This window comes from Bradyrhizobium archetypum, assembly GCF_013114835.1.
In the GTDB taxonomy this organism is placed as follows: Bacteria; Pseudomonadota; Alphaproteobacteria; order Rhizobiales; family Xanthobacteraceae; genus Bradyrhizobium; species Bradyrhizobium archetypum.
Genome location: NZ_JAAVLW010000012.1, coordinates 60,477 through 81,095, shown reverse-complemented (window position 1 = coordinate 81,095; position 20,619 = coordinate 60,477). Strand labels below are relative to the sequence as shown.

Sequence of the window (20,619 nt, the reverse complement as noted above, 5' to 3'; positions counted from 1 at the left end):
GGCTGGGGGCTGAGGAATCCGGAACCGAAAGGACCGGGCCAACGCAGGATTTTCTTTTCGCAACTTAGCGGGGCGGGCGGTTGGCGGAAGTAGGGCAGCAATAAGATTCCGCTAACGATCCCGTGAATCGATGTTCCCGGCCGTGGGGGCGTTCGACGCAGTTTCCTACGTATTTACAACGCCCTTGCGGCATCCTGCGTTTAGCGCGATCATGTACGTTGGATGACAGGAGGCGCGCCATGAACCCGATATCGGAGGACACCGATCCGAGCGCGAGCCGTGCAGTGGCGCGCCCCGCCACTGCAGTCCCCCAGCCGAATCGCGTCACCTTCAACCGTATCGAACTTAACCGCATCCTCAATTTGTATGGGCGCATGGTCGCCGACGGCGAATGGCGCGACTACGCCATCGATTTTCTGAAGGACCGTGCGGTGTTTTCGGTATTCCGCCGCGCTTCCGAAGTTCCGCTGTACCGCATTGAGAAGGATCCGCGGCTCGCGCGCAAGCAGGGCATGTATAGCGTGATCTCGGCAACCGGGCTGATCCTGCGCCGTGGCCATGAACTTGAACGCGTGCTGCTGGTGATCGATCGCAAGCTGGCGCTGGTTTGACGAGGCGGCGCCCTTGCGCTGTGCCCACCATCTTGCCTAACGGGCGCAAGAACGGTGGGGCCGCCCTCATTCCCTCGGCAATGTCGTCGCGCCCTCGCCCAGTGCGCGCTGCATCATCACGGTGTCGAGCCAGCGGCCGAACTTGAAGCCGACGCTGGGATGCGTTCCGATCATCTGGAAGCCGCATTTGGTGTGAACGCCGATCGAGCCGGCATTGGCGGAGTCGCCGATCACCGCGATCATCTGCCGATAGCCGCGCGCCTCGCACTCGGTGATCAGACGCTGCATCAATTGCAGGCCGATGCCGCGCCGGTGGGTGGCCGGCTTTAGATAGACCGAATTCTCAACCGTGAAGCGGTAGGCCGGGCGTGGGCGGTAGGGGCCGGCATAGGCATATCCGATCACCGCGCCCTCAACGGCAGCGACCAAATAGGGAAAGCCGCCATCCGCCAGTACTCTGAACCGCCGAGTCATCTCGGCGAGATCGGGCGGGATCAACTCGAACGTTGCGGTGCCGTAGCGCACCGCGTGCTCGTAGATTTCGGTGATGGCGGGGAGGTCGGCCGCGGTGGCCGGCCGGATTTCGAGCGTAGACATGCGGGCACAATATTTTTGCGACGAGCAAAAGAAAAGCCCCGGCCGCGAGGCCGGGGCTTCTACGCTTGAACCTGGTCGATCGCGGCTAGTCGCGCTGGCCGAGGAGCTGCAGGAGCAGCGTGAACAGGTTGATGAAGTTCAGGTAGAGCGACAATGCGCCGGTGATCGCCGCACGCTCTTCAACGTCAGCGCCTCCCGAGGCGTAGCCATAGATGTACTCGTTCTTCAGCCGCTGGGTATCCCAGGCGGTCAGGCCCGCGAACACCAAGACGCCGACCACCGAGACGATGAACTGCAGCATCGAGCTCGCCAGGAACAGGTTGACCAGGCTCGCGATGATGACGCCGATCAGACCCATGAACAGGAACGATCCCATGCCGCTCATGTCACGCTTGGTGGTGTAGCCATAAAGGCTGAGCGCACCGAACGTTGCTGCGGTGATGAAGAACACCCGCACGATCGAGGTGTGGGTATACACCAGGAAGATCGACGACAGCGAAATGCCCATCAGCGCCGAGAACACCCAGAACAGCATCTGGGCGGTCGCGGGCCGCAGCCGGTCGATGCCGGCCGAGATCGCGAACACCATCGCAAGCGGCGCGAGGATGAACAGCCACTTCAGCGGGCTGACATACATCGCGTAGCCGAACGGCGTCAGGAAGGCGTTGCCGAACCGGGCGGCGGCGCCGGCCTGGTCGGTGGTCACCGCGGCCATGTAGACGCCGAGCGCCGCAAGGCCGGTGATGGCCAATCCGATGCTCATGTAGTTGTAGATGCGCAGCATGTAAGCGCGCAGACCGGCATCGACGGCCGCAGCGTCAACGCGTCCGGCGGCCCGGCCGAAAGGAGATACGTAGTTACGGTCTAGGTCCGACATGGTCGAATTCCCGTTGGTTGCCCGGCGGGACGCAAGGGTTTGCGGCGCCGGTTAGATTTCTATCTCAGATGTCCCGATCTGCCGACGTTAATTTTACGTCATGAACCCGGCCACTGATCTTGGCTGGTATGTGGGAAACTAACACATTCGCCGCAAGCTTCCACGCGCGGCTGAATGTCGCTTCTGGCGGCGATTCCTGCGTAAAGGCAGCGTTAACCCCGCCTTCCGCCGCTACAAATTGTCACAAATTCCGCAACACGCTTGCCGGCTTCTGGTTCAGGGCCAGCAACGTTCCGGCGAGCCCCAGGCCTACGGTGACGATCAGGGCGGCCGCGACCACGCCCGCGGCGCTGCCGGCCTGCCAGACGAAGCTCAGTGTCATCAGGCGGGTGACGATCAGCCAGGCCGCGATCGAGCCCGCGATCACACCGAACACGGCCGTGGCGAGACCGATCATCAGGTATTCGAGTGCGTAGGCGCCGAGCAATCGCGACCGGGTTGCGCCAAGCGTTTTCAGGATAACCGCGTCATAGACCCGGTGACGATGGCCGGCCGCCAGCGCGCCGCCGAGCACCAGGATCGCCGAGATCAAGGTCACGGCGCTGGCGCCGCGGATGGCGAGTACGAGGTTGGTGACGACGGTGCCGATGGTCTCCAGTGCTTCGCGGACCCGCACGCTGGTCACCATCGGGAAGGCATCCGCCACCTGCTTGATAATGCGGGCGTCACCGGCCGGGTCGGCATGGACCTCGGACAGGGTCGCGACATGGGTATGCGGCGCGCCTTTGAATGCGTTGGGCGAAAACACCAGCACGAAATTGATGCCGAGGCCCTGCCAGTCGATGTTGCGCAAATTGCTGATTTTGGCCGGGATGTCGCGGCCGAGCACGTTGACCACGATCTCGTCGCCGATTGTGAGCTTCAGGCCGTCTGCGATCTTCTTTTCCATCGAAACCAGCGGCGGGCCGCTATAGTCCGCGCTCCACCATTCGCCCTCGACGACCTTCGAGCCTTTGGGGATCTCGCCGGTATAGGTCAGGCCACGGTCGCTCTGCAGCACCCATTCGCTATCCTGCGACGGCTTGAGCTGGTCGGCCCTGAGGCCGCGCGCGGCGACGATGCGCCCGCGCAGCATCGGGACGTCCTCAACCGTCGACTGCGGCGCGACCTGCTTGAGGAAGGCGCCGAACCGGTCGGCATCGGCGGTCGGAATGTCGATGAAGTAGAACGAGGGGGCCCGCTCCGGCAGCGCCGCCAAAAATTGCCGGCGCAGATTGCCGTCGATCTGGGTGATGGTGACGAGCACGGCGAGCCCAAGTCCGAGCGACATCACGACCGAGGGCGTCAGCGCGCCGGGCCGGTAGATGTTGGCGACCGCCAGCCGCAGCATGGTGATGCGGCTTCGGGGCAACCGCCGGGCCAGCGCCATCAGGGCCGCGGCGACACCACGCAACAGCGCGAAGACTGCAACCGAAGAGACCACGAACACGGAGGCAATCCGCTTGTCGTAGGCAAGTCCGATGGCAACCGCGACCAACAGCGCGATTACCACGGCCATCAGCGCGAGGTAGCCCCAACGCGGGCGGTGCCATTCGCGGGCCACCTCCTCGCGGAACAGCGCCGCGACCGGCACGTCATGCACCCGGCCGAGCGGCCATAATCCGAACGCCAGCGCAGTGAGCAGGCCATAGATGAACGATAGCGCCAATTCGTCCGGATGCAGGGCAGGGATCACCGGCAGTGGCAGCAGCTTGCCGAACAGGCCGACAATGACGAACGGCAGGGCCGCACCGGCGGCGAGTCCGATCACCGAACCGATCCCGGCCAGGATAACCACCTGGGTCAGATAGATCGCGAAGACGTCGCGCCCCGTCGCACCCAGCGCCTTGAAGGAGGCGATGACGTCGCGACGACGGTCGATGTGGCTCTTGACCGCGTTGGCGACACCGACGCCGCCGACCAGGAGCGCGGCGAGGCCGACCAGCGTCAGGAACTGGGTGAAGCGGTTGATGGTGCGCTCAAGTTGTGGCGAAGCGTTGCCCCGGCTGCGGATTTCCCAGCCGGCTTCCGGCAGCGCGCTGCGCGCGCTCTCGATCAATTGGGTGGCGGCGCGCTCGTCGGCCGCGTTGTCCGGCAGCTTGAGCCGGTAGATCCAGCGCACCAGGCTGCCGGGCTGCAGCAGGCCGGTGGCGCGCAAGCTCGCTTCGCTGACCAGAACCCGCGGGCCCAGTCCGACATTGCCAGCGAGCTTGTCCGGCTCGGCGCCGACCGCGCTGCGGATCTGGAACGTGGCGTTGCCGATGGTAATGCGGTCGCCGATCTTGAGATCGAGCCGCGCCAGTAGCGTGGAATCGACCGCCGCGCCGAACGCGCCGTCCCGTTCCGCAAGCAGGTCCGCCATCGGCAGTTTGGGATCGAGCGTGACTTCCCCGAGCATCGGGTAGTTGCCGTCCACCGCCTTGAGCTCGACCAGCGCCAGCTTGCCGTCGTGGCTGCGGGCCATTCCACGCAGCGTCGCCGCGACCGAAACCTGGCCACGCGCGCGCAGGAAGGCGATTTCCTCCGGCCTGGCCTCGCGCTGGATCAGCGAAAATGCGACATCGCCGCCGAGCAGGGTGCGGCCCTCGCGCTCCAGACCCTCGCTGAGGCTTGCGGCGACCGAGCCGACGCCGGCAATGGCCAGCACGCCGAGTGCGATGCAGGCGATGAAGACGTAAAAGCCGCGCAAGCCGCCGCGCAATTCGCGCAGCGCGTAGCGCAGGGCAAGCGACGACACGGCGCTGCGGTAATCGGGTTCGGAAACGGTGGTCATGAATGGCCGTCGATCCGGCCCGAGCGCAGCCGCACCACGCGGTCGCAGCGCTGCGCCAGTGAACTGTCATGCGTCACCAGCACCAGCGTCATGCCGCGCTCGGCGTGCTTGGTGAACAAGAGGTCGACGATCTGCTTGCCGGTGGTTTCGTCGAGATTGCCGGTCGGCTCATCCGCGACGAGAATAGCGGGATCGGGCGCCAGCGCACGGGCCAGCGCCACGCGCTGCTGTTCGCCGCCGGACAATTGTGTCGGATAATGGTGGAGGCGCTCGCCGAGGCCGACGGACGCCAGTTCCCTGGCCGCGCGCTCCGCCGGGTCGGGACTACCGGCAAGCTCCAGCGGCACCGCGACGTTTTCCAGCGCCGTCATGGTCGGAATCAGGTGGAACGATTGGAACACGATGCCGACCTGGCGGCCACGGAAGCGGGCCAGCGTGTCCTCGTCGAGGGCATTGAACGGCGTGCCGTTGACCACCACCTCTCCGCTGTCAGGACGTTCCAACCCCGCCATCACCATCAGCAACGTCGATTTGCCCGAGCCGGAAGGTCCGATCAGCCCGATCGCCTCGCCCGATGCCACACGAAGGCTGATATCTTTCAGGATATGAACGCGGGCGGCACCGGTGCCGAGCGAGAGGTTGACGTTGGAGATGGAAATGGTGTCCGGCCCGAGATCGGCCAGTGAAGAGGGTTCGATGCGACTGTCCATGGCTCGGTCATATGGCACTTCCGCCGCTCGGGTCGAGGGCTTGAAGCGGATGTTTGCGCACATACGCGTGTTGATTGTGACTTTGATGACGGCCGGGGCGCTTTTGGCGCAATCCCAGGCAGCGGTCCCAGCCCAAACCCCGGCCAAACCGGTCAAGATGGTCGTCCTCGGCGATTCCTTGAGCGCCGGCCTTGGCCTGCCGGCCTCGGCGGCATTCCCCGCCCGCCTGCAAAAAGCGTTGAACGACAAAGGGATAAAGGTCGACGTGATCAATGCCGGGGTATCCGGTGATACCACGTCCGGCGGCCGTGACCGGCTGGATTGGTCGATTCCTGAGGGAACTGAGGCGGTCATCCTCGAACTCGGCGCCAACGACGCCCTGCGTGGAATCGATCCCGCCGTCACCCGCGCCGCCCTGACCGACATCCTGACCCGGCTGAAAGCGCGCAACATCGCCGTTCTCCTGTGCGGCATGCTGGCGCCGCCCAATTACGGCAGCGAATATGCCGCGCGCTTCAATGCGATTTATCCGGAGTTATCGAAATCGTTCGGCGTGCCGCTCTACCCGTTTTTCCTGGAGGGCGTCGCGAGCGAGGCGAAGCTCAACCAGGCCGACGGCATTCATCCGACCGCGGAGGGTGTCGATATCATCGTGAAGAAGATTCTGCCCATGGTGGAGGCACTTGTTGGCACGATCTCCGGGCAACGGAGTTGAAAATGCGGCAACGGATAAGGTTACTCGAGGTTTTCCCCGAAGGTTTCCAATCCGTAAATGGCTCACGCTTCGCAGAGTCACATAAGTCGAGTAGAAACGGACTATCGGTGATTCGTCGCCGGGCGCTGTTACAGGACATGGTCCTTTTTGAGGTCATGCCCAAGCATCGGGAGTCATGCGATGCCGCGTTTGTTTGCTGGACTGGAAATTCCGGCCGATCTCAGCCAGACCCTTTCCAATTTGCGTGGTGGCCTCCCCGGCGCACGCTGGATCGATCCCGAAAATTATCACGTTACCCTGCGCTTCATCGGCGACATCGACGGCATGTCGGCGAATGAAATCGCCTCGATGCTCTTTCGGGTCAACCGCAAGCCGTTCGAGGTCAAGGTGCAGGGCCTGCAGAGCTTCGGCGGCAAGAAGCCGCGCGCGGTGGTCGCCTCTGTCGAGCCGAGCCGGCCGCTGATCGAACTGCAGGCCGAGCTCGAACGGCTGATGCAGCGGCTCGGGCTCGATCCGGAGGGACGCAAATTCATTCCCCATGTAACATTGGCGCGGCTGCATGACGCCTCCAGCCAGGACGTTGCCGATTATCTCTCGGTGCGCGGCTACTTTCCGAGCCGCACGTTCTGGGCTTCGCGCTTCGTGCTGTTCTCGTCCCGTGCCTCCACCGGCGGCGGGCCCTATGTGGTCGAGGATTCCTACGCATTGAGTGCGTAGGGGCAGATATGCTGGCCGCAAATACCGCCGTCATCATCCGCCAACGGGTCGGCGCTTTGCGGGAAGCCAGGTTTGCATCCCCCACCAGCGATTCACGACTTGCAATTTTCGCGCGCTTGAGGCCGAAAGGGGGCCATGCTGTCGACCAACCTTGCCTCGTTCCACGCACATTATCAGGCTCTGGTGTCCTCCGGCGCAATCGAGGCCGATCCGGCGCAGGCGGAAGCCGCGGAGGCATTCGCCGCGCTCGAGGAGCGGCTGTCGAGCTACAAGCCGGCGCGCAAGCTCAGCCTGCTTGGCCGGCTGTTCGGCGACAAGAGTGAACAGCCGCCGCGCGGGCTTTATGTTCATGGCGAGGTCGGCCGCGGCAAGACCATGCTGATGGACCTGTTCTTTCAGCACTCGCCGGTCCAGCACAAGCGCCGCGCCCATTTCCACGAATTCATGGCCGAGGCGCATGAGAAGATCTACGCCTACCGCCAGAACATCGCGCGCGGTGAGATCGCCGACGGCGACGTGATCGAGCTGACGGCCAACGCCATCTTCGATGAGGCATGGCTGTTGTGTTTCGACGAATTCCACGTCACCGACATCGCCGACGCCATGATCCTCGGCCGGCTGTTCTCGAGGCTGTTCGAGCTCGGCACCGTTGTGGTCGCGACCTCGAACGTCGCGCCCGAAGACCTCTACAAGGGCGGCCTCAACCGTGCGCTGTTCCTGCCGTTCATCACCCAGATCGAAGATCGCATGGACGTGCTGCGCCTCGACGCGCGCACCGATTTTCGCCTGGAAAAACTCGCCGGCGTGAAGATGTGGCTGGTGCCGCCCGATGATGAAGCCGGCGCCGCGCTCGACCGCGCCTGGCGCAGGATGACCGGCAACGCACCGTGCAAGCCGCGCGACATCACCATCAAGGGCCGCGTGCTGCACGTGCCCTGTTCGGCACATGGCGTTGCGCGATTTTCCTTTGCCGATATTTGCGAAAAGCCACTCGCCGCGTCCGACTATCTGCGGTTGGCGCATGATTATCATACCATCCTGATCGACCGCATTCCGGTGATGGGTTACGCCGAGCGCAATGCCGCCAAGCGCTTCATCTCGCTGATCGATACGCTTTACGACAACGCTGTGAAGCTGATGGCCTCGGCCGAGGCCGATCCGGTGTCGCTGTACCTGGCGACCGAGGGCGTTGAGGCCAACGAATTCAAGCGTACGTCGTCGCGGCTGATCGAGATGAGTTCCGAGTCCTACTTGGCGCTGCCGCATGGCCGGAAGGACTCTGCGGCCAGTGGCTCGAGCACGGGGCTGGTGGAGACTTAATCCGTCATTCCGGGGCGCGCGAAGCGCGAACCCGGAATCGCGTGCCACAACTTCTGGATTCCGGGTTCGATGCTGCGCATCGCCCCCGGAATGACGATCGTTGGCATACCTGACCGAAATCGAGGCAGGGGTCAGAATTGGGCACGTCCCCGGCTTGAACCGGTCAATCGAAAGGGATAACCAGCCATCCGGCTGATTATCCACCCCTCACTCTCCGTCTCAGAAGGACAGATTTCCCATGGCGCGCGACAAGATTGCTTTGATTGGCTCCGGTCAGATCGGCGGAACGCTGGCTCACCTCATCGGCCTGAAGGAGCTCGGCGACGTCGTGATGTTCGACATCGCCGAAGGCGTGCCGCAGGGCAAGGCGCTCGATATCGCGCAGTCATCTCCGGTCGACGGTTTCGATGCCAGTCTCACTGGCGCCAATTCCTACGAGGCGCTCGATGGCGCCAAGGTCTGCATCGTCACCGCCGGCGTGCCGCGCAAGCCCGGCATGAGCCGCGACGACCTTCTGAGCATCAACCTCAAGGTCATGGAGCAGGTCGGCGCCGGCATCAAGAAGTATGCCCCCGACGCCTTCGTCATCTGCATCACCAACCCGCTGGATGCGATGGTATGGGCGCTGCAGAAGGCCTCCGGCCTGCCGCACAAGAAGGTGGTGGGCATGGCTGGCGTGCTCGATTCCGCGCGCTTCCGCTATTTCCTCGCCGACGAATTCAACGTTTCGGTCGAAGACGTCACCGCCTTCGTGCTTGGCGGCCACGGCGACACCATGGTGCCGCTGGTGCGCTACTCCACCGTCGCCGGCATTCCGCTGCCCGACCTCGTCAAGATGGGCTGGACCTCGCAGACCCGCATCGACGAGATCGTCGATCGCACCCGCAATGGCGGCGCCGAGATCGTCAACCTGCTGAAGACCGGCTCGGCGTTCTATGCGCCGGCTGCTTCGGCGATCGCGATGGCCGAGAGCTACCTGAAGGACAAGAAGCGCGTGCTGCCCTGCGCCGCCTATCTCAACGGCGAATACGCCGTGAAGGACATGTATGTCGGCGTTCCCGTCGTCATCGGCTCGAAGGGTGTCGAGCGCATCGTCGAGATCGAGCTGGCCGGCAAGGATCGCGAGGCCTTCGACAAGTCGGTGGGCGCGGTTCAGGGCTTGGTCGACGCCTGCAAGAAGATCGCGCCCGATTTGCTCGGCCGTTGATTTTGTTAAACTTTCGCCCCTTCGCGGGGCGAAACCGTTTTCAGGGTTGCAGTTCTCTTGGTATATGGTATGCCAACTACCAATGCCGGTGAACTGTAGAACTCGCCGCGAAGGGGTTTTGGGGAGCGTCCAGATGAATATCCATGAATACCAGGCCAAGGCTCTGCTGCATGAATTCGGCGTGCCGATTTCGCGTGGCGTGCCGGTGCTGAAGGCCTCGGATTCGGAAGCCGCCGCCAAGCAGCTCCCCGGCCCGATCTGGGTGGTGAAGAGCCAGATCCATGCCGGCGGCCGCGGCAAGGGCAAGTTCAAGGAAGCGTCCGCCGGCGACAAGGGCGGCGTCCGCATCGCCAAGTCCGTCGCCGAGGTCAACGAATTCGCCAAGCAGATGCTGGGCGCGACCCTCGTCACCGTGCAGACCGGCGCGCAGGGCAAGCAGGTCAACCGCCTCTACATCGAGGAAGGCTCCGACATCGACAAGGAGTTCTACCTCTCGATCCTGGTCAACCGCGAAACCAGCCAGGTCTCGTTCGTCGTCTCGACCGAGGGCGGCGTCAACATCGAGGACGTCGCGCACAACACGCCCGAGAAGATCGTCACCTTCTCGGTCGATCCGGCCACCGGCATCATGGCCCATCATGGCCGCACCGCTGCGAAGGCGCTTAACCTCACCGGCGACCTCGCCAGGCAGGCCGAAAGGCTGGTGGTGCAGCTCTACAACGCCTTCACCGCCAAGGACATGGCGATGCTGGAAATCAATCCGCTTGTCGTCACCAAGCAGGGTCAGCTCCGCGTGCTCGACGCCAAAGTGTCGTTCGATGACAACGCGTTGTTCCGCCATCCCGAGGTGGCGGTGCCGCTGCGCGATTTGACCGAAGAGGACCCCAAGGAAATCGAGGCGTCGAAATACGATCTCAACTACGTGACGCTCGACGGCTCGATCGGCTGCATGGTCAACGGCGCCGGCCTTGCCATGGCGACCATGGACATCATCAAGCTCTACGGCATGGAGCCCGCCAACTTCCTCGACGTCGGCGGCGGCGCCAGCAAGGAAAAGGTTGCGGCGGCATTCAAGATCATTACCGCCGACCCGAACGTGAAGGGCATCCTCGTCAACATCTTCGGCGGCATCATGAAGTGCGATATCATCGCCGAGGGCGTTGTCGCCGCCGTCAAGGAAGTCGGCCTCACGGTGCCGCTGGTCGTGCGGCTCGAGGGCACCAATGTGGAGCAGGGCAAGCAGATCATCCGCGAGTCCTGCCTCAACGTGGTGCCGGCCGACAATCTCGATGACGCCGCACAGAAAATCGTGAAAGCCGTCAAGGGAGGCTAGCGATGGCTGACCATCTCGCCGCACCGACACCGCTTCCGGAGCACCAGAAGCTCGCGGTATTCGCGGGCGAATGGGCCGGCGAGGAAATGGTCTATCCCTCGCGCTGGACCGCGGGCGGTCCGGCGACCTCTCATGTGGTCGCACGCATGGATCTCAATGGCTTCTATCTGATCCAGGATACCCGCCAGATGCGCGACGGCAAGGAGGCCTTCGCGACGCATGGCGTGTTCACCTACGATCGCGACGACCGGACCTACAAACTGTTCTGGCATGATTCGCTCGGCTACTACCCGCCGTCACCGGCTTCCGGTGCGTGGGTCGGCAACAAGCTGACCCTGGTGCGCGGCTCGCTGCGCGGCAACGCTCGCCATGTCTACGAAGTCGTCGACGACGACCGTTACAACATGAAGATTCAATTCTCGCCTGATGCCGAAGGCTGGGCCGATGTGCTCACCGGCGCCTACCGGCGGATTCACTAAACCCATCGTTCCCGGTCACCTACGAAAGCGTTCTCAACCATGTCCGTTCTGATCGACAAGAATACCAAAGTCATCTGCCAGGGTTTTACGGGTAAGAACGGAACGTTCCATTCGGAAGCTGCGATCGCTTACGGCACCCGGATGGTCGGCGGCACCTCGCCGGGCAAGGGAGGCTCGACGCATCTCGGCCTGCCGGTATTCGATACCGTTCGCGAGGCGCGCGAGAAGACCGGGGCGGATGCGTCCGTGATCTATGTGCCGCCGCCGGGCGCGGCGGACGCGATCTGCGAAGCGATTGACGCGGAAATCCCGCTGATCGTTTGCATCACCGAAGGCATTCCGGTGCTCGACATGGTGCGGGTCAAAAGATCGTTGAGCGGCTCGAAGTCGCGCCTGATCGGGCCGAACTGCCCGGGCGTGATGACTGCGGGCGAGTGCAAGATCGGCATCATGCCGGCCAACATTTTCTCGCCGGGCAGCGTCGGGATCGTTTCCCGCTCGGGCACGTTGACCTATGAGGCCGTGTTCCAGACCACCCAGGAGGGCCTCGGCCAGACCACCGCGGTCGGCATCGGCGGCGACCCGGTCAAAGGCACCGAGTTCATCGACGTGCTGGAAATGTTCCTCAAGGACGAGAAGACCACCTCGATCATCATGATCGGCGAAATCGGCGGCTCGGCCGAGGAAGATGCCGCCCAATTCATCAAGGACGAAGCCAAGCGCGGCCGCAAGAAGCCGATGGTCGGCTTCATCGCCGGCGTCACCGCCCCTCCCGGCCGCCGCATGGGCCATGCCGGCGCGATCATCTCTGGCGGCAAGGGCGACGCCGGATCCAAGACGGCGGCGATGGAGGCCGCCGGAATTACCGTCTCGCCATCCCCGGCACGGCTCGGGCATACGCTTGCCGAAAAATTGAAATCCTAATTCAGTCCTTCGTTCTTTTAAGCGCGAATATCCGTCCTAAATAGGGTAAAGCATCTTTACCGAGCTGGTTCGGGCCTCCCGGACCGGCTAGAGCGCCGTTTTCCCACGCGCAAAGCGAAAATTACCAGGACGCCACCATGTCTCGTCAGGACGCGAACGCAGCATTTGCCCTCTCCTCCTTTTTGCAGGGCACCAACGCCACCTACATCGACGAGCTCTATGCCCGCTACGAACAGAACCCCGGCTCCGTCGACAGCGAATGGCAGGAATTCTTCAAGAGCCTGAAAGATGCGCCCGCCGACGTTCAGAAGAATGCCGAAGGCCCCTCCTGGGGCCGTGACAACTGGCCGCTCACGCCGCGCGATGATCTGACCTCGGCGCTGGATGGCAATTGGGCGCAGGTCGAGAAGGCGGTCGGCGCCAAGCTCGCGGCCAAGGCGCAGGCCAAGGGCGCCGAACTGGTGCCGGCCGACGTCAACCAGGCGACGCGCGATTCCGTCCGCGCCCTGATGCTGATCCGCGCCTACCGCATGCGCGGTCATTTCCATGCCAAGCTCGATCCACTCGGCATCGAGGCGCCGCGCGATCGCGAAGAGCTCGATCCGCGCACCTATGGCTTCACCGAGGCCGATTTCGACCGCAAGATCTTCCTCGACCATGTGCTCAGCCTCGAATACGGGACTTTGCGCGAAATCGTCGCGATCTGCGAGCGTACCTATTGCCAGACGCTCGGCGTCGAGTTCATGCACATCACCAATGCGGCGCAGAAGGCCTGGATCCAGGAGCGCATCGAGGGGCCTGACAAGGAAATCAGCTTCACGCCCGAAGGCCGCCGCGCCATCCTCAACAAGCTGATCGAAGCCGAGGGTTTTGAAAAGTTCTGCGACCTCAAATTCACCGGCACCAAGCGCTTTGGTCTCGACGGCGCCGAATCGTTGATCCCGGCGCTGGAACAGATCATCAAGCGCGGCGGCAATCTCGGCGTGAAGGAGATCGTGCTCGGCATGCCGCATCGCGGCCGCCTCAACGTGCTGACCCAGGTTATGGGCAAGTCGCACCGCGCGCTGTTCCACGAATTCAAGGGCGGCTCCGCCAACCCCGAGGACGTCGAAGGCTCCGGCGACGTGAAGTATCACCTCGGCGCGTCAAGCGATCGCGAGTTCGACGGCAACAAGATACATCTGTCGCTGACCGCCAACCCGTCGCATCTGGAAATCGTCGATCCCGTCGTGCTCGGCAAGGTGCGCGCCAAGCAGGACCAGCATGGCGATCCGCCGGATATGCGCATCTCGGTGCTGCCGCTGCTGCTGCACGGCGACGCGGCGTTCGCAGGCCAGGGCGTGGTGGCGGAATGCTTCAGCCTGTCGGACCTGAAAGGCTACCGCACCGGCGGCTCGCTGCATTTCATCGTCAATAACCAGATCGGCTTCACCACCTATCCGCGTTACTCCCGCTCCTCGCCGTATCCGTCCGATGTGGCGAAGATGATCGACGCGCCGATCTTCCACGTCAACGGCGACGATCCGGAAGCGGTGGTGTTTGCGGCCAAGGTCGCGATTGAGTTCCGGCAGAAGTTCCACAAGCCGGTCGTGATCGACATGTTCTGCTATCGCCGGCACGGCCATAACGAGGGCGATGAGCCCGGGTTCACCCAGCCGGTAATGTACAAGCGCATTGCCTCGCATCCGTCGACGCTCGAACTCTACGCCAAGCGCCTGGTCGCCGACGGCGTGCTGACCGAAGGCGAGGTGGAGAAGGCCAAGGCCGACTGGCGCGCGCGGCTCGATGCCGAGCTCGAGGCGGGCACCGGCTACAAGCCCAACAAAGCGGATTGGCTGGACGGCAAGTGGGCCGGCTTCAAGGTCGCCGACCAGGAAGAGGATGCCCGTCGCGGCGTCACCGGCGTCGACATGAGCGTCCTCAAGGATATCGGACGCAAGATCACCAAGGTGCCGGACGGCTTCCGGGTTCACCGCACCATCCAGCGCTTCCTGGAAAACCGTGCGAAAGCGATCGACAACGGCGTCGGCATCGACTGGGCGACCGGCGAGGCGTTGGCGTTCTGCACGCTGTTGCAGGAAGGCCATCACGTCCGGCTGTCGGGACAGGATTCCGAACGCGGCACCTTCTCGCAGCGCCACTCGGTGCTGATCGACCAGGAGGACGAGAGCCGCTACACGCCATTCAACCATCTCGGCCACGACCAGGGCCATTACGAGGTCATCAACTCGCTGCTATCAGAAGAGGCGGTGCTCGGCTTCGAGTACGGCTATTCGCTGGCCGAGCCGAACGCCCTGGCGATGTGGGAAGCGCAGTTCGGCGACTTCGCCAACGGCGCGCAGGTGGTGTTCGACCAGTTCATCTCGTCGGGCGAACGCAAGTGGCTTCGCATGTCCGGCCTCGTCTGCCTCTTGCCGCATGGCTATGAAGGGCAGGGGCCGGAGCATTCCTCGGCCCGGCTCGAGCGTTATTTGCAGATGTGCGCCGAAGACAACATGCAGGTGGTCTATCCGACCACGCCGGCAAATTACTTCCACGTGCTGCGGCGCCAGCTCCATCGCGAGATCCGCAAGCCCCTGATCCTGATGACACCCAAGTCGCTGTTGCGCCACAAGCGCGCGGTCTCGCGGCTCGATGAACTCGGCAAGGGCACCACGTTCCATCGCATTCTGTATGATGACGCGCAGATGCTGCCGGACGAGAAGATCAAGCTGGCGCCCGACGACAAGATCCGCCGCGTCATCCTGTGCTCGGGCAAGGTCTATTACGATCTCTACGAGGAGCGGGAAAAGCGCGGCATCGATGACGTCTACATCCTGCGCGTCGAGCAGCTCTATCCGGTGCCGCTGAAGGCGCTGGTGCAGGAGCTCGGCCGCTTCAAGCATGCCGAAGTGGTCTGGTGCCAGGAAGAGCCGCGCAACATGGGTTCGTGGCACTTCATCGAGCCCTATCTCGAATGGGTGCTGAACCAGATCCATGCGCCGAACCGGCGGCCGCGCTACGTCGGCCGCGCGGCCTCGGCTGCAACCGCCACCGGCTTGATGTCGAAGCATCTGGCACAGCTCAAGGCGATGCTGGATGAGGCGCTGCACTAGGAAGCTCGTCATGCCCCGCGAAAGCGGGGCATCCAGTACGCCGCGCCGCCAAGATTCAATCACGACCGTTCCGGCGTACTGGATCGCCCGCCCCAGTGCGCAATTGCGCATAAGGCGGGCGATGACAACTTTGGAATTTGAGACTGCTAAAGGTTACTGAGGAAACCATACCATGACTGAAATTCGTGTTCCGACGCTCGGCGAGTCCGTGACGGAAGCAACCATCGGCCGCTGGTTCAAGAAGGCCGGCGATGCCGTGGCGGTGGACGAACCATTGGTGGAGCTCGAGACCGACAAGGTCACCATCGAGGTGCCTGCGCCGTCGGCGGGCGTGCTCGGCGAAATCTCGGCCAAGGACGGCGAGACGGTCGCCGTCGGCGCGCTGCTCGGACAGATCAATGACGGCGCGGCTGCGGCTCCGAAACCGGCGGCGGCTGCGCCTGCCAAGGCCGCCGCTCCTGCTACTGCGGCGCCCGCCGCCGCGCCTGCTGCGGCTCCGAAGGCTGTGGCAGCCGATGCGCCGCTGGCGCCCTCGGTCCGCAAGCTTTCCGCCGAGAGCGGCATCGACGCCGCGACCGTGCCCGGTTCCGGCAAGGATGGCCGCGTCACCAAGGGCGACATGCTGGCTGCGATCGAGAAAGCGGCGTCTGCGCCGACCCCGGTCAATCAGCCGGCGGCTTCCGTGCAGGTGCGCGCGCCATCTCCGGCCGACGACGCTGCGCGCGAGGAACGCGTGAAGATGACGCGGCTGCGCCAGACCATCGCGCGGCGGCTCAAGGACGTGCAGAACACCGCCGCGATGCTGACGACCTTCAACGAGGTCGACATGACCAACGTCATGGCGATGCGTTCGCAGTACAAGGACGTGTTCGAGAAGAAGCATGGCGCCAAGCTCGGCTTCATGGGCTTCTTCACCAAGGCTGTCGTGCAGGCGCTGAAGGACATCCCCGCGGTTAACGCCGAGATCGACGGCTCTGACCTGATCTACAAGAACTATTATCACATCGGTATCGCCGTCGGCACCGACAAGGGCCTGGTCGTGCCCGTGGTGCGCGATTGCGACCACAAGTCGATCTCCGACATCGAAAAGGGAATCGCCGATTTCGGCCGCCGCGCCCGCGACGGCCAGCTCAAGATCGACGAGATGCAGGGCGGCACCTTCACCATCACCAATGGCGGCATCTACGGTTCGCTGATGTCGACGCCGATCCTGAACGCGCCGCAGTCCGGCATTCTCGGCATGCACAAGATTCAGGAGCGGCCGATGGTGGTCGGCGGCAAGATCGAGGTGCGCCCGATGATGTATCTGGCGCTGTCCTACGATCACCGCGTGATCGACGGCAAGGAAGCGGTGACCTTCCTGGTCCGCGTCAAGGAGAGCCTTGAAGACCCGGCGCGGCTGGTGCTGGATCTCTAACGCCGCCTGCCTTGCCGGCTCCGGCGCGCAAGGCCGGCGCCGCGAGCCATGGATCAATGCACGCCGACTTGTGGGAGCTGATGTGACGGACAAGGTTGTTGTGATCACCGGCGGCAGCCGCGGCATCGGCCGCGCCGCCGCGCTCGCTGCCGCGGCGCGCGGTTTCCGTGTCGTGGTCGGCTATGCCAGCAACGAGGCGGCGGCGAAGGAAGTCGTCGCACAGATCGAGGGCAAGAACGGCAAGGCGATTGCCGTGAAGTGCGATGTCGGCAGCGAGGCGGATATTCTCGCGCTGTTCAAGGCGGCCGACGAATTCGGAACGCTCGGCGCGCTGGTCAACAATGCCGGCATCCTCGGCAAGAGTGGCGTGCGGGTCGACGAGATGTCGGCCGAGCGGATCCAGCAGATGATGGCGGTCAACGTCACCGGCAGCATCTTGTGCGCGCGCGAGGCGGTGAAGCGCATGTCGACCAGGCACGGCGGCAAGGGCGGCGTCATCGTCAATCTTTCCTCGGTCGCAGCCAGGCTCGGCGCGCCGAACACCTATGTCGATTACGCCGCCTCCAAGGGCGCGATCGATTCCTTCACGATCGGACTTGGCTATGAAGTCGCGGGCGAAGGCATCCGCGTCGCAGGCATCCGGCCCGGGCTGATTGACACGGAAATCCATGCCGCGGGCGGCGAGCCTGATCGCGCGCATCGGCTCGCGCATCTGGTGCCGATGAAGCGCGTCGGCTCCGCGGAAGAAATCGCCAATGCCATCGTCTGGCTGATCTCCGACGAGGCATCCTACGTCACCAGCGCCATCCTTGATGTCTCGGGTGGGCGGTAATACCTGACACGTTCCTTAAGCTACAGGACCTCATCATGGCTACCTACGATCTCGTCGTCATCGGCACCGGCCCGGGCGGATATGTCTGCGCGGTGCGCGCGGCGCAACTCGGCATGAAGGTCGCCGTGGTCGAGAAGAACGCGACGCTCGGCGGTACCTGCCTCAATGTCGGCTGCATGCCGTCGAAGGCGCTGCTGCATGCGTCCGAAATGTTCGAGGAGGCCGCGCACTCCTTCGCCAAGATGGGGGTCAGCGTCTCCGCGCCAAAGCTCGATCTGCCGGCGATGATGAATTTCAAGCAGCAGGGCATCGACGGCAACGTCAAGGGCGTCGAGTTCCTGATGAAGAAGAACAAGATCGACGTGCTCTACGGCGCGGGCAAGATTCTCGGCGCCGGCAAGGTCGAGGTCAGCGGCAACGGCAAGTCGCAGACCGTCGAGACCAAGAACATCGTCATCGCGACCGGCTCCGACATCGCGCGGCTGAAGGGCATCGAGATCGACGAAAAGCGCATCGTGTCCTCGACCGGTGCGCTGTCGCTGGGGAGGGTGCCGGAGAAGCTTCTGATCATCGGCGCCGGCGTGATCGGACTCGAACTTGGCTCGGTCTGGAAGCGGCTTGGCGCTGAGGTCATGGTCGTCGAATTCCTCGACCGCATCCTGCCTGGCATAGATGGCGAAGTGGCAAAGCAATTTCAGCGTATCCTCGAAAAGCAGGGCTTTGTGTTCAAGCTTGGCGCCAAGGTCACGGCCGTCGATTCTTCCGGCAAAACATTGAAAGCCACAGTCGAGCCTGCGGCGGGTGGCGTCGCGCAGACGATCGAGACGGACGTGGTGCTGGTCTGCATTGGCCGCGTGCCCTACACCGAAGGGCTCGGCTGCAAGGAAGCCGGCATCGCGCTCGACAATCGCGGCCGCGTGCAGATCGACGCGCATTTCTCAACGAGCGTGAAGGGCATCTATGCAATCGGTGACGTGGTGGCGGGGCCGATGCTCGCGCACAAGGCCGAGGACGAGGGCGTTGCCTGCGCTGAGATCATCGCGGGTCAGGCGGGGCACGTGAACTACGATGTCATCCCAGGCGTCGTGTATACCACGCCGGAAGTGTCGTCGGTCGGCAAGACCGAGGAAGAGCTGAAGCAGGCCGGCGTGGCCTATACGTCGGGCAAATTCCCGTTCACTGCCAACGGCCGCTCCAAAGTTAACCAGACCACTGACGGCTTCGTGAAGATTCTCGCAGATGCAAAAACCGACCGCGTGCTCGGCGTGCACATTGTCGGCCGCGAGGCCGGCGAAATGATTCACGAAGCGGCTGTTCTGATGGAATTTGGTGGCTCCGCCGAGGACTTGGCGCGCACATGCCACGCCCACCCGACGCGCTCGGAAGCGATCAAGGAAGCCGCGCTTGCGGTTGGCAAGCGCGCCATCCATATGTGATCGAAACCCGGTACATTCCGGGTAGAGCATGATCGAAGAAGCGGGTATCCGGCTTCTTGAAAAAACCATGCTTTGAACGAGGAATTAGAGCGGGGCGATCAATCAATGAACGTCATTCCGCTCTAGAGATCACGATCGATGATGCGCCGCCTGTTACAGCCGTTCTGGGTCCTGCTTGCGGTCATCTTCCTGATCGAAGCATGGCTGTGGGACCATCTTGAGCCAATCGTCGAGCGCATCGTTGCTCTGATCCCGCTTCGCGCCTTCAAGCAGTGGCTGTCCGAACGCATCGATGCGCTGTCGCCGGCAATGACGCTGATCGTATTCGCGGTGCCCGTCATCCCGCTGTTTCCGCTCAAGCTGGCCGGGCTCTGGCTATTGGCGCATCAATACTGGTTCAGCGCGGCGGTTGTGATCGTGTTCGGCAAATTGCTCGGCGTCGGCGTCACTGCGTTCATCTTCGACGTGACGCGCGCGAAGCTGTTGCAGATGGCGTGGTTCAGTAAAGTCTATGAATTCGTCATGACGATGCGCGCCAGGGCGGCCGCGCTGGTCAAGCCGATCAAGCAGCGTATCCGGGAAATCCTGCGTGGCGATGGCGATGGCTGGTCATCGCGCACGCTGCGGCTGATCGCGCGCTTCCGCAAGAGCGTGCACGAGGCGCGGTAGCCACCGTCATTGCCCGGCTCGACCGGGCAATCCAGTATTCCAGAGCAAGTAGTGCTTGAGCCGAGAGGCCGCAGCGTACTGGATGCCCCGCCGGAGCCTGTCGTCGGGCGGCCAATCGGCCGACCCGTTGGCGGGGCATGACAGCGAAAGCTATTCAATGCAAATGCAACACGTGCAGCAGATGCGGCCAGAACAAGCCAAATCCGGTCATCGCGAGTCCACCCAGCATCAGCAGTCCCGACGCCGCGGCGAGCCAGGCCATACCGGTGATGATGCTTGCCGATGCCAGCACGATGGCGATTTGGAACATCGCCGATGCGTATTCGTAGTGATGGTATTTGTCTGTCGCGACATCGCGCGCCGCTTCGGCCTCCTTGGCACGTTTGGCGAGCTGCTCTGTTCCTTCGCCGGTTTCCGGCTCGGAGCGGTAGCGCGCCGCGGTCTTTTCCCAAGTGTCGATCTGCTTGGTCAGCGCGGCCTTGACGGCATCATCCGTGGCGGCGCCGAGCGTGAGCTTGCCCTGTTCGGCTGCGGTCTGGATTTGGGTACGGCGGATACTTTTCGCCTGGAAGAACGCCCAGAGGTTTGAAGCCTCGACGTTCTTGCTGATCGATTCGGTCTGTGCGCTCTTGCCAAGCATCTCCGACAGCGCCAGGAACAGGGCGATCACGGCGATCAGCAACGCAATGTTCTTGTTCGAGCCCGACGCGTGCTCGGCATGCTCCGCGTGCTCCATGCTTTCATGTGCGCCCATGATTTCTCTCCTGGCAATGAATGGCGCACGATTGCCGAACCGCAATGCGAGCGCAAGGGGCTAGCTAAGAAGCCATCGATGTGACGGGAGTATGTCGGCGGGACGCGGCGGCAT

At 63.4% G+C, this 20,619-nt stretch carries 18 protein-coding genes; 13 read left to right on the top strand and 5 right to left on the bottom strand.

Annotated elements, in window-relative coordinates; all coding sequences use genetic code 11:
• Nucleotides 1-239 precede the first annotated feature (239 nt).
• Nucleotides 240-611, top strand: coding sequence for a DUF2794 domain-containing protein (locus HCN50_RS30475; protein ID WP_171713575.1), 372 nt, complete (start codon nucleotides 240-242; stop codon nucleotides 609-611).
• 66 nt (nucleotides 612-677) lie between these two features.
• On the opposite strand, the gene HCN50_RS30470 is transcribed toward HCN50_RS30475, so the two are convergent.
• From HCN50_RS30470 to HCN50_RS30455, 4 genes are all read right to left on the bottom strand, one after another.
• The gene (locus HCN50_RS30470; RefSeq protein WP_171713574.1) at nucleotides 678-1,208 is read right to left on the bottom strand and encodes a GNAT family N-acetyltransferase; all 531 of its coding nucleotides are present in this window, start codon (nucleotides 1,206-1,208) and stop codon (nucleotides 678-680) included.
• A gap of 85 nt (nucleotides 1,209-1,293) precedes the next feature.
• Complete coding sequence (locus HCN50_RS30465; RefSeq protein WP_171713573.1) at nucleotides 1,294-2,085, bottom strand: Bax inhibitor-1/YccA family protein; 792 nt, start codon at nucleotides 2,083-2,085, stop codon at nucleotides 1,294-1,296.
• Between the two features lie 241 nt (nucleotides 2,086-2,326).
• Nucleotides 2,327-4,897 (bottom strand): ABC transporter permease, encoded by a 2,571-nt coding sequence (locus tag HCN50_RS30460; protein WP_171713572.1) that lies wholly within the window; start codon nucleotides 4,895-4,897, stop codon nucleotides 2,327-2,329.
• A complete protein-coding gene (locus HCN50_RS30455) occupies nucleotides 4,894-5,607 on the bottom strand; it encodes an ABC transporter ATP-binding protein (protein WP_171713571.1) in 714 nt (237 codons plus the stop codon). The genes HCN50_RS30460 and HCN50_RS30455 overlap by 4 nt, the downstream gene beginning before the upstream one ends.
• Here HCN50_RS30455 and HCN50_RS30450 point away from each other — a divergent pair.
• The 12 genes from HCN50_RS30450 (at nucleotide 5,606) to HCN50_RS30395 (ending at nucleotide 19,751) form a co-directional block, all read left to right on the top strand.
• Nucleotides 5,606-6,322 (top strand): arylesterase, encoded by a 717-nt coding sequence (locus HCN50_RS30450; protein WP_376700341.1) that lies wholly within the window; start codon nucleotides 5,606-5,608, stop codon nucleotides 6,320-6,322. The genes HCN50_RS30455 and HCN50_RS30450 overlap by 2 nt on opposite strands.
• 180 nt (nucleotides 6,323-6,502) lie before the next feature.
• Entirely contained in the window at nucleotides 6,503-7,039 is a 537-nt protein-coding gene (thpR, locus tag HCN50_RS30445) for an RNA 2',3'-cyclic phosphodiesterase (RefSeq protein ID WP_171713569.1), read from the top strand.
• 135 nt (nucleotides 7,040-7,174) lie between these two features.
• Entirely contained in the window at nucleotides 7,175-8,359 is a 1,185-nt protein-coding gene (gene zapE / locus HCN50_RS30440; RefSeq protein ID WP_171713568.1) for a cell division protein ZapE, read from the top strand.
• A 238-nt stretch (nucleotides 8,360-8,597) separates the two neighbouring features.
• Nucleotides 8,598-9,566 carry a malate dehydrogenase gene (gene mdh, locus HCN50_RS30435; RefSeq protein ID WP_171713567.1) on the top strand — a complete coding sequence of 323 codons (969 nt, stop codon included), beginning with the start codon at nucleotides 8,598-8,600 and terminating at the stop codon, nucleotides 9,564-9,566.
• Between the two features lie 133 nt (nucleotides 9,567-9,699).
• A complete protein-coding gene (sucC, locus tag HCN50_RS30430) occupies nucleotides 9,700-10,899 on the top strand; it encodes an ADP-forming succinate--CoA ligase subunit beta (RefSeq protein ID WP_171713566.1) in 1,200 nt (399 codons plus the stop codon).
• A 2-nt stretch (nucleotides 10,900-10,901) separates the two neighbouring features.
• Nucleotides 10,902-11,378, top strand: coding sequence for a DUF1579 family protein (locus HCN50_RS30425; protein ID WP_171713565.1), 477 nt, complete (start codon nucleotides 10,902-10,904; stop codon nucleotides 11,376-11,378).
• Nucleotides 11,379-11,417: 39 nt separating this feature from the next.
• Complete coding sequence (sucD, locus tag HCN50_RS30420) at nucleotides 11,418-12,302, top strand: succinate--CoA ligase subunit alpha (protein ID WP_171713564.1); 885 nt, start codon at nucleotides 11,418-11,420, stop codon at nucleotides 12,300-12,302.
• A gap of 137 nt (nucleotides 12,303-12,439) precedes the next feature.
• Nucleotides 12,440-15,397 carry a 2-oxoglutarate dehydrogenase E1 component gene (locus HCN50_RS30415; protein WP_171713563.1) on the top strand — a complete coding sequence of 986 codons (2,958 nt, stop codon included), beginning with the start codon at nucleotides 12,440-12,442 and terminating at the stop codon, nucleotides 15,395-15,397.
• Between the two features lie 172 nt (nucleotides 15,398-15,569).
• Nucleotides 15,570-16,814, top strand: a complete 1,245-nt coding sequence (gene odhB, locus HCN50_RS30410; RefSeq protein ID WP_171713562.1) for a 2-oxoglutarate dehydrogenase complex dihydrolipoyllysine-residue succinyltransferase — start codon at nucleotides 15,570-15,572, stop codon at nucleotides 16,812-16,814.
• Nucleotides 16,815-16,896: 82 nt separating this feature from the next.
• A complete protein-coding gene (locus HCN50_RS30405) occupies nucleotides 16,897-17,646 on the top strand; it encodes an SDR family oxidoreductase (RefSeq protein WP_171713561.1) in 750 nt (249 codons plus the stop codon).
• 35 nt (nucleotides 17,647-17,681) lie between these two features.
• The gene (lpdA, locus tag HCN50_RS30400; protein ID WP_171713560.1) at nucleotides 17,682-19,082 is read left to right on the top strand and encodes a dihydrolipoyl dehydrogenase; all 1,401 of its coding nucleotides are present in this window, start codon (nucleotides 17,682-17,684) and stop codon (nucleotides 19,080-19,082) included.
• A 138-nt stretch (nucleotides 19,083-19,220) separates the two neighbouring features.
• Entirely contained in the window at nucleotides 19,221-19,751 is a 531-nt protein-coding gene (locus tag HCN50_RS30395; protein ID WP_171713559.1) for a hypothetical protein, read from the top strand.
• Between the two features lie 154 nt (nucleotides 19,752-19,905).
• Here the strand turns inward: HCN50_RS30395 and HCN50_RS30390 are convergent, their stop codons facing one another.
• Nucleotides 19,906-20,505: a DUF4337 domain-containing protein gene (locus tag HCN50_RS30390; protein ID WP_171713558.1), complete on the bottom strand. Its 600-nt coding sequence runs from the start codon at nucleotides 20,503-20,505 to the stop codon at nucleotides 19,906-19,908.
• Between the last annotated feature and the right edge of the window lie 114 nt (nucleotides 20,506-20,619).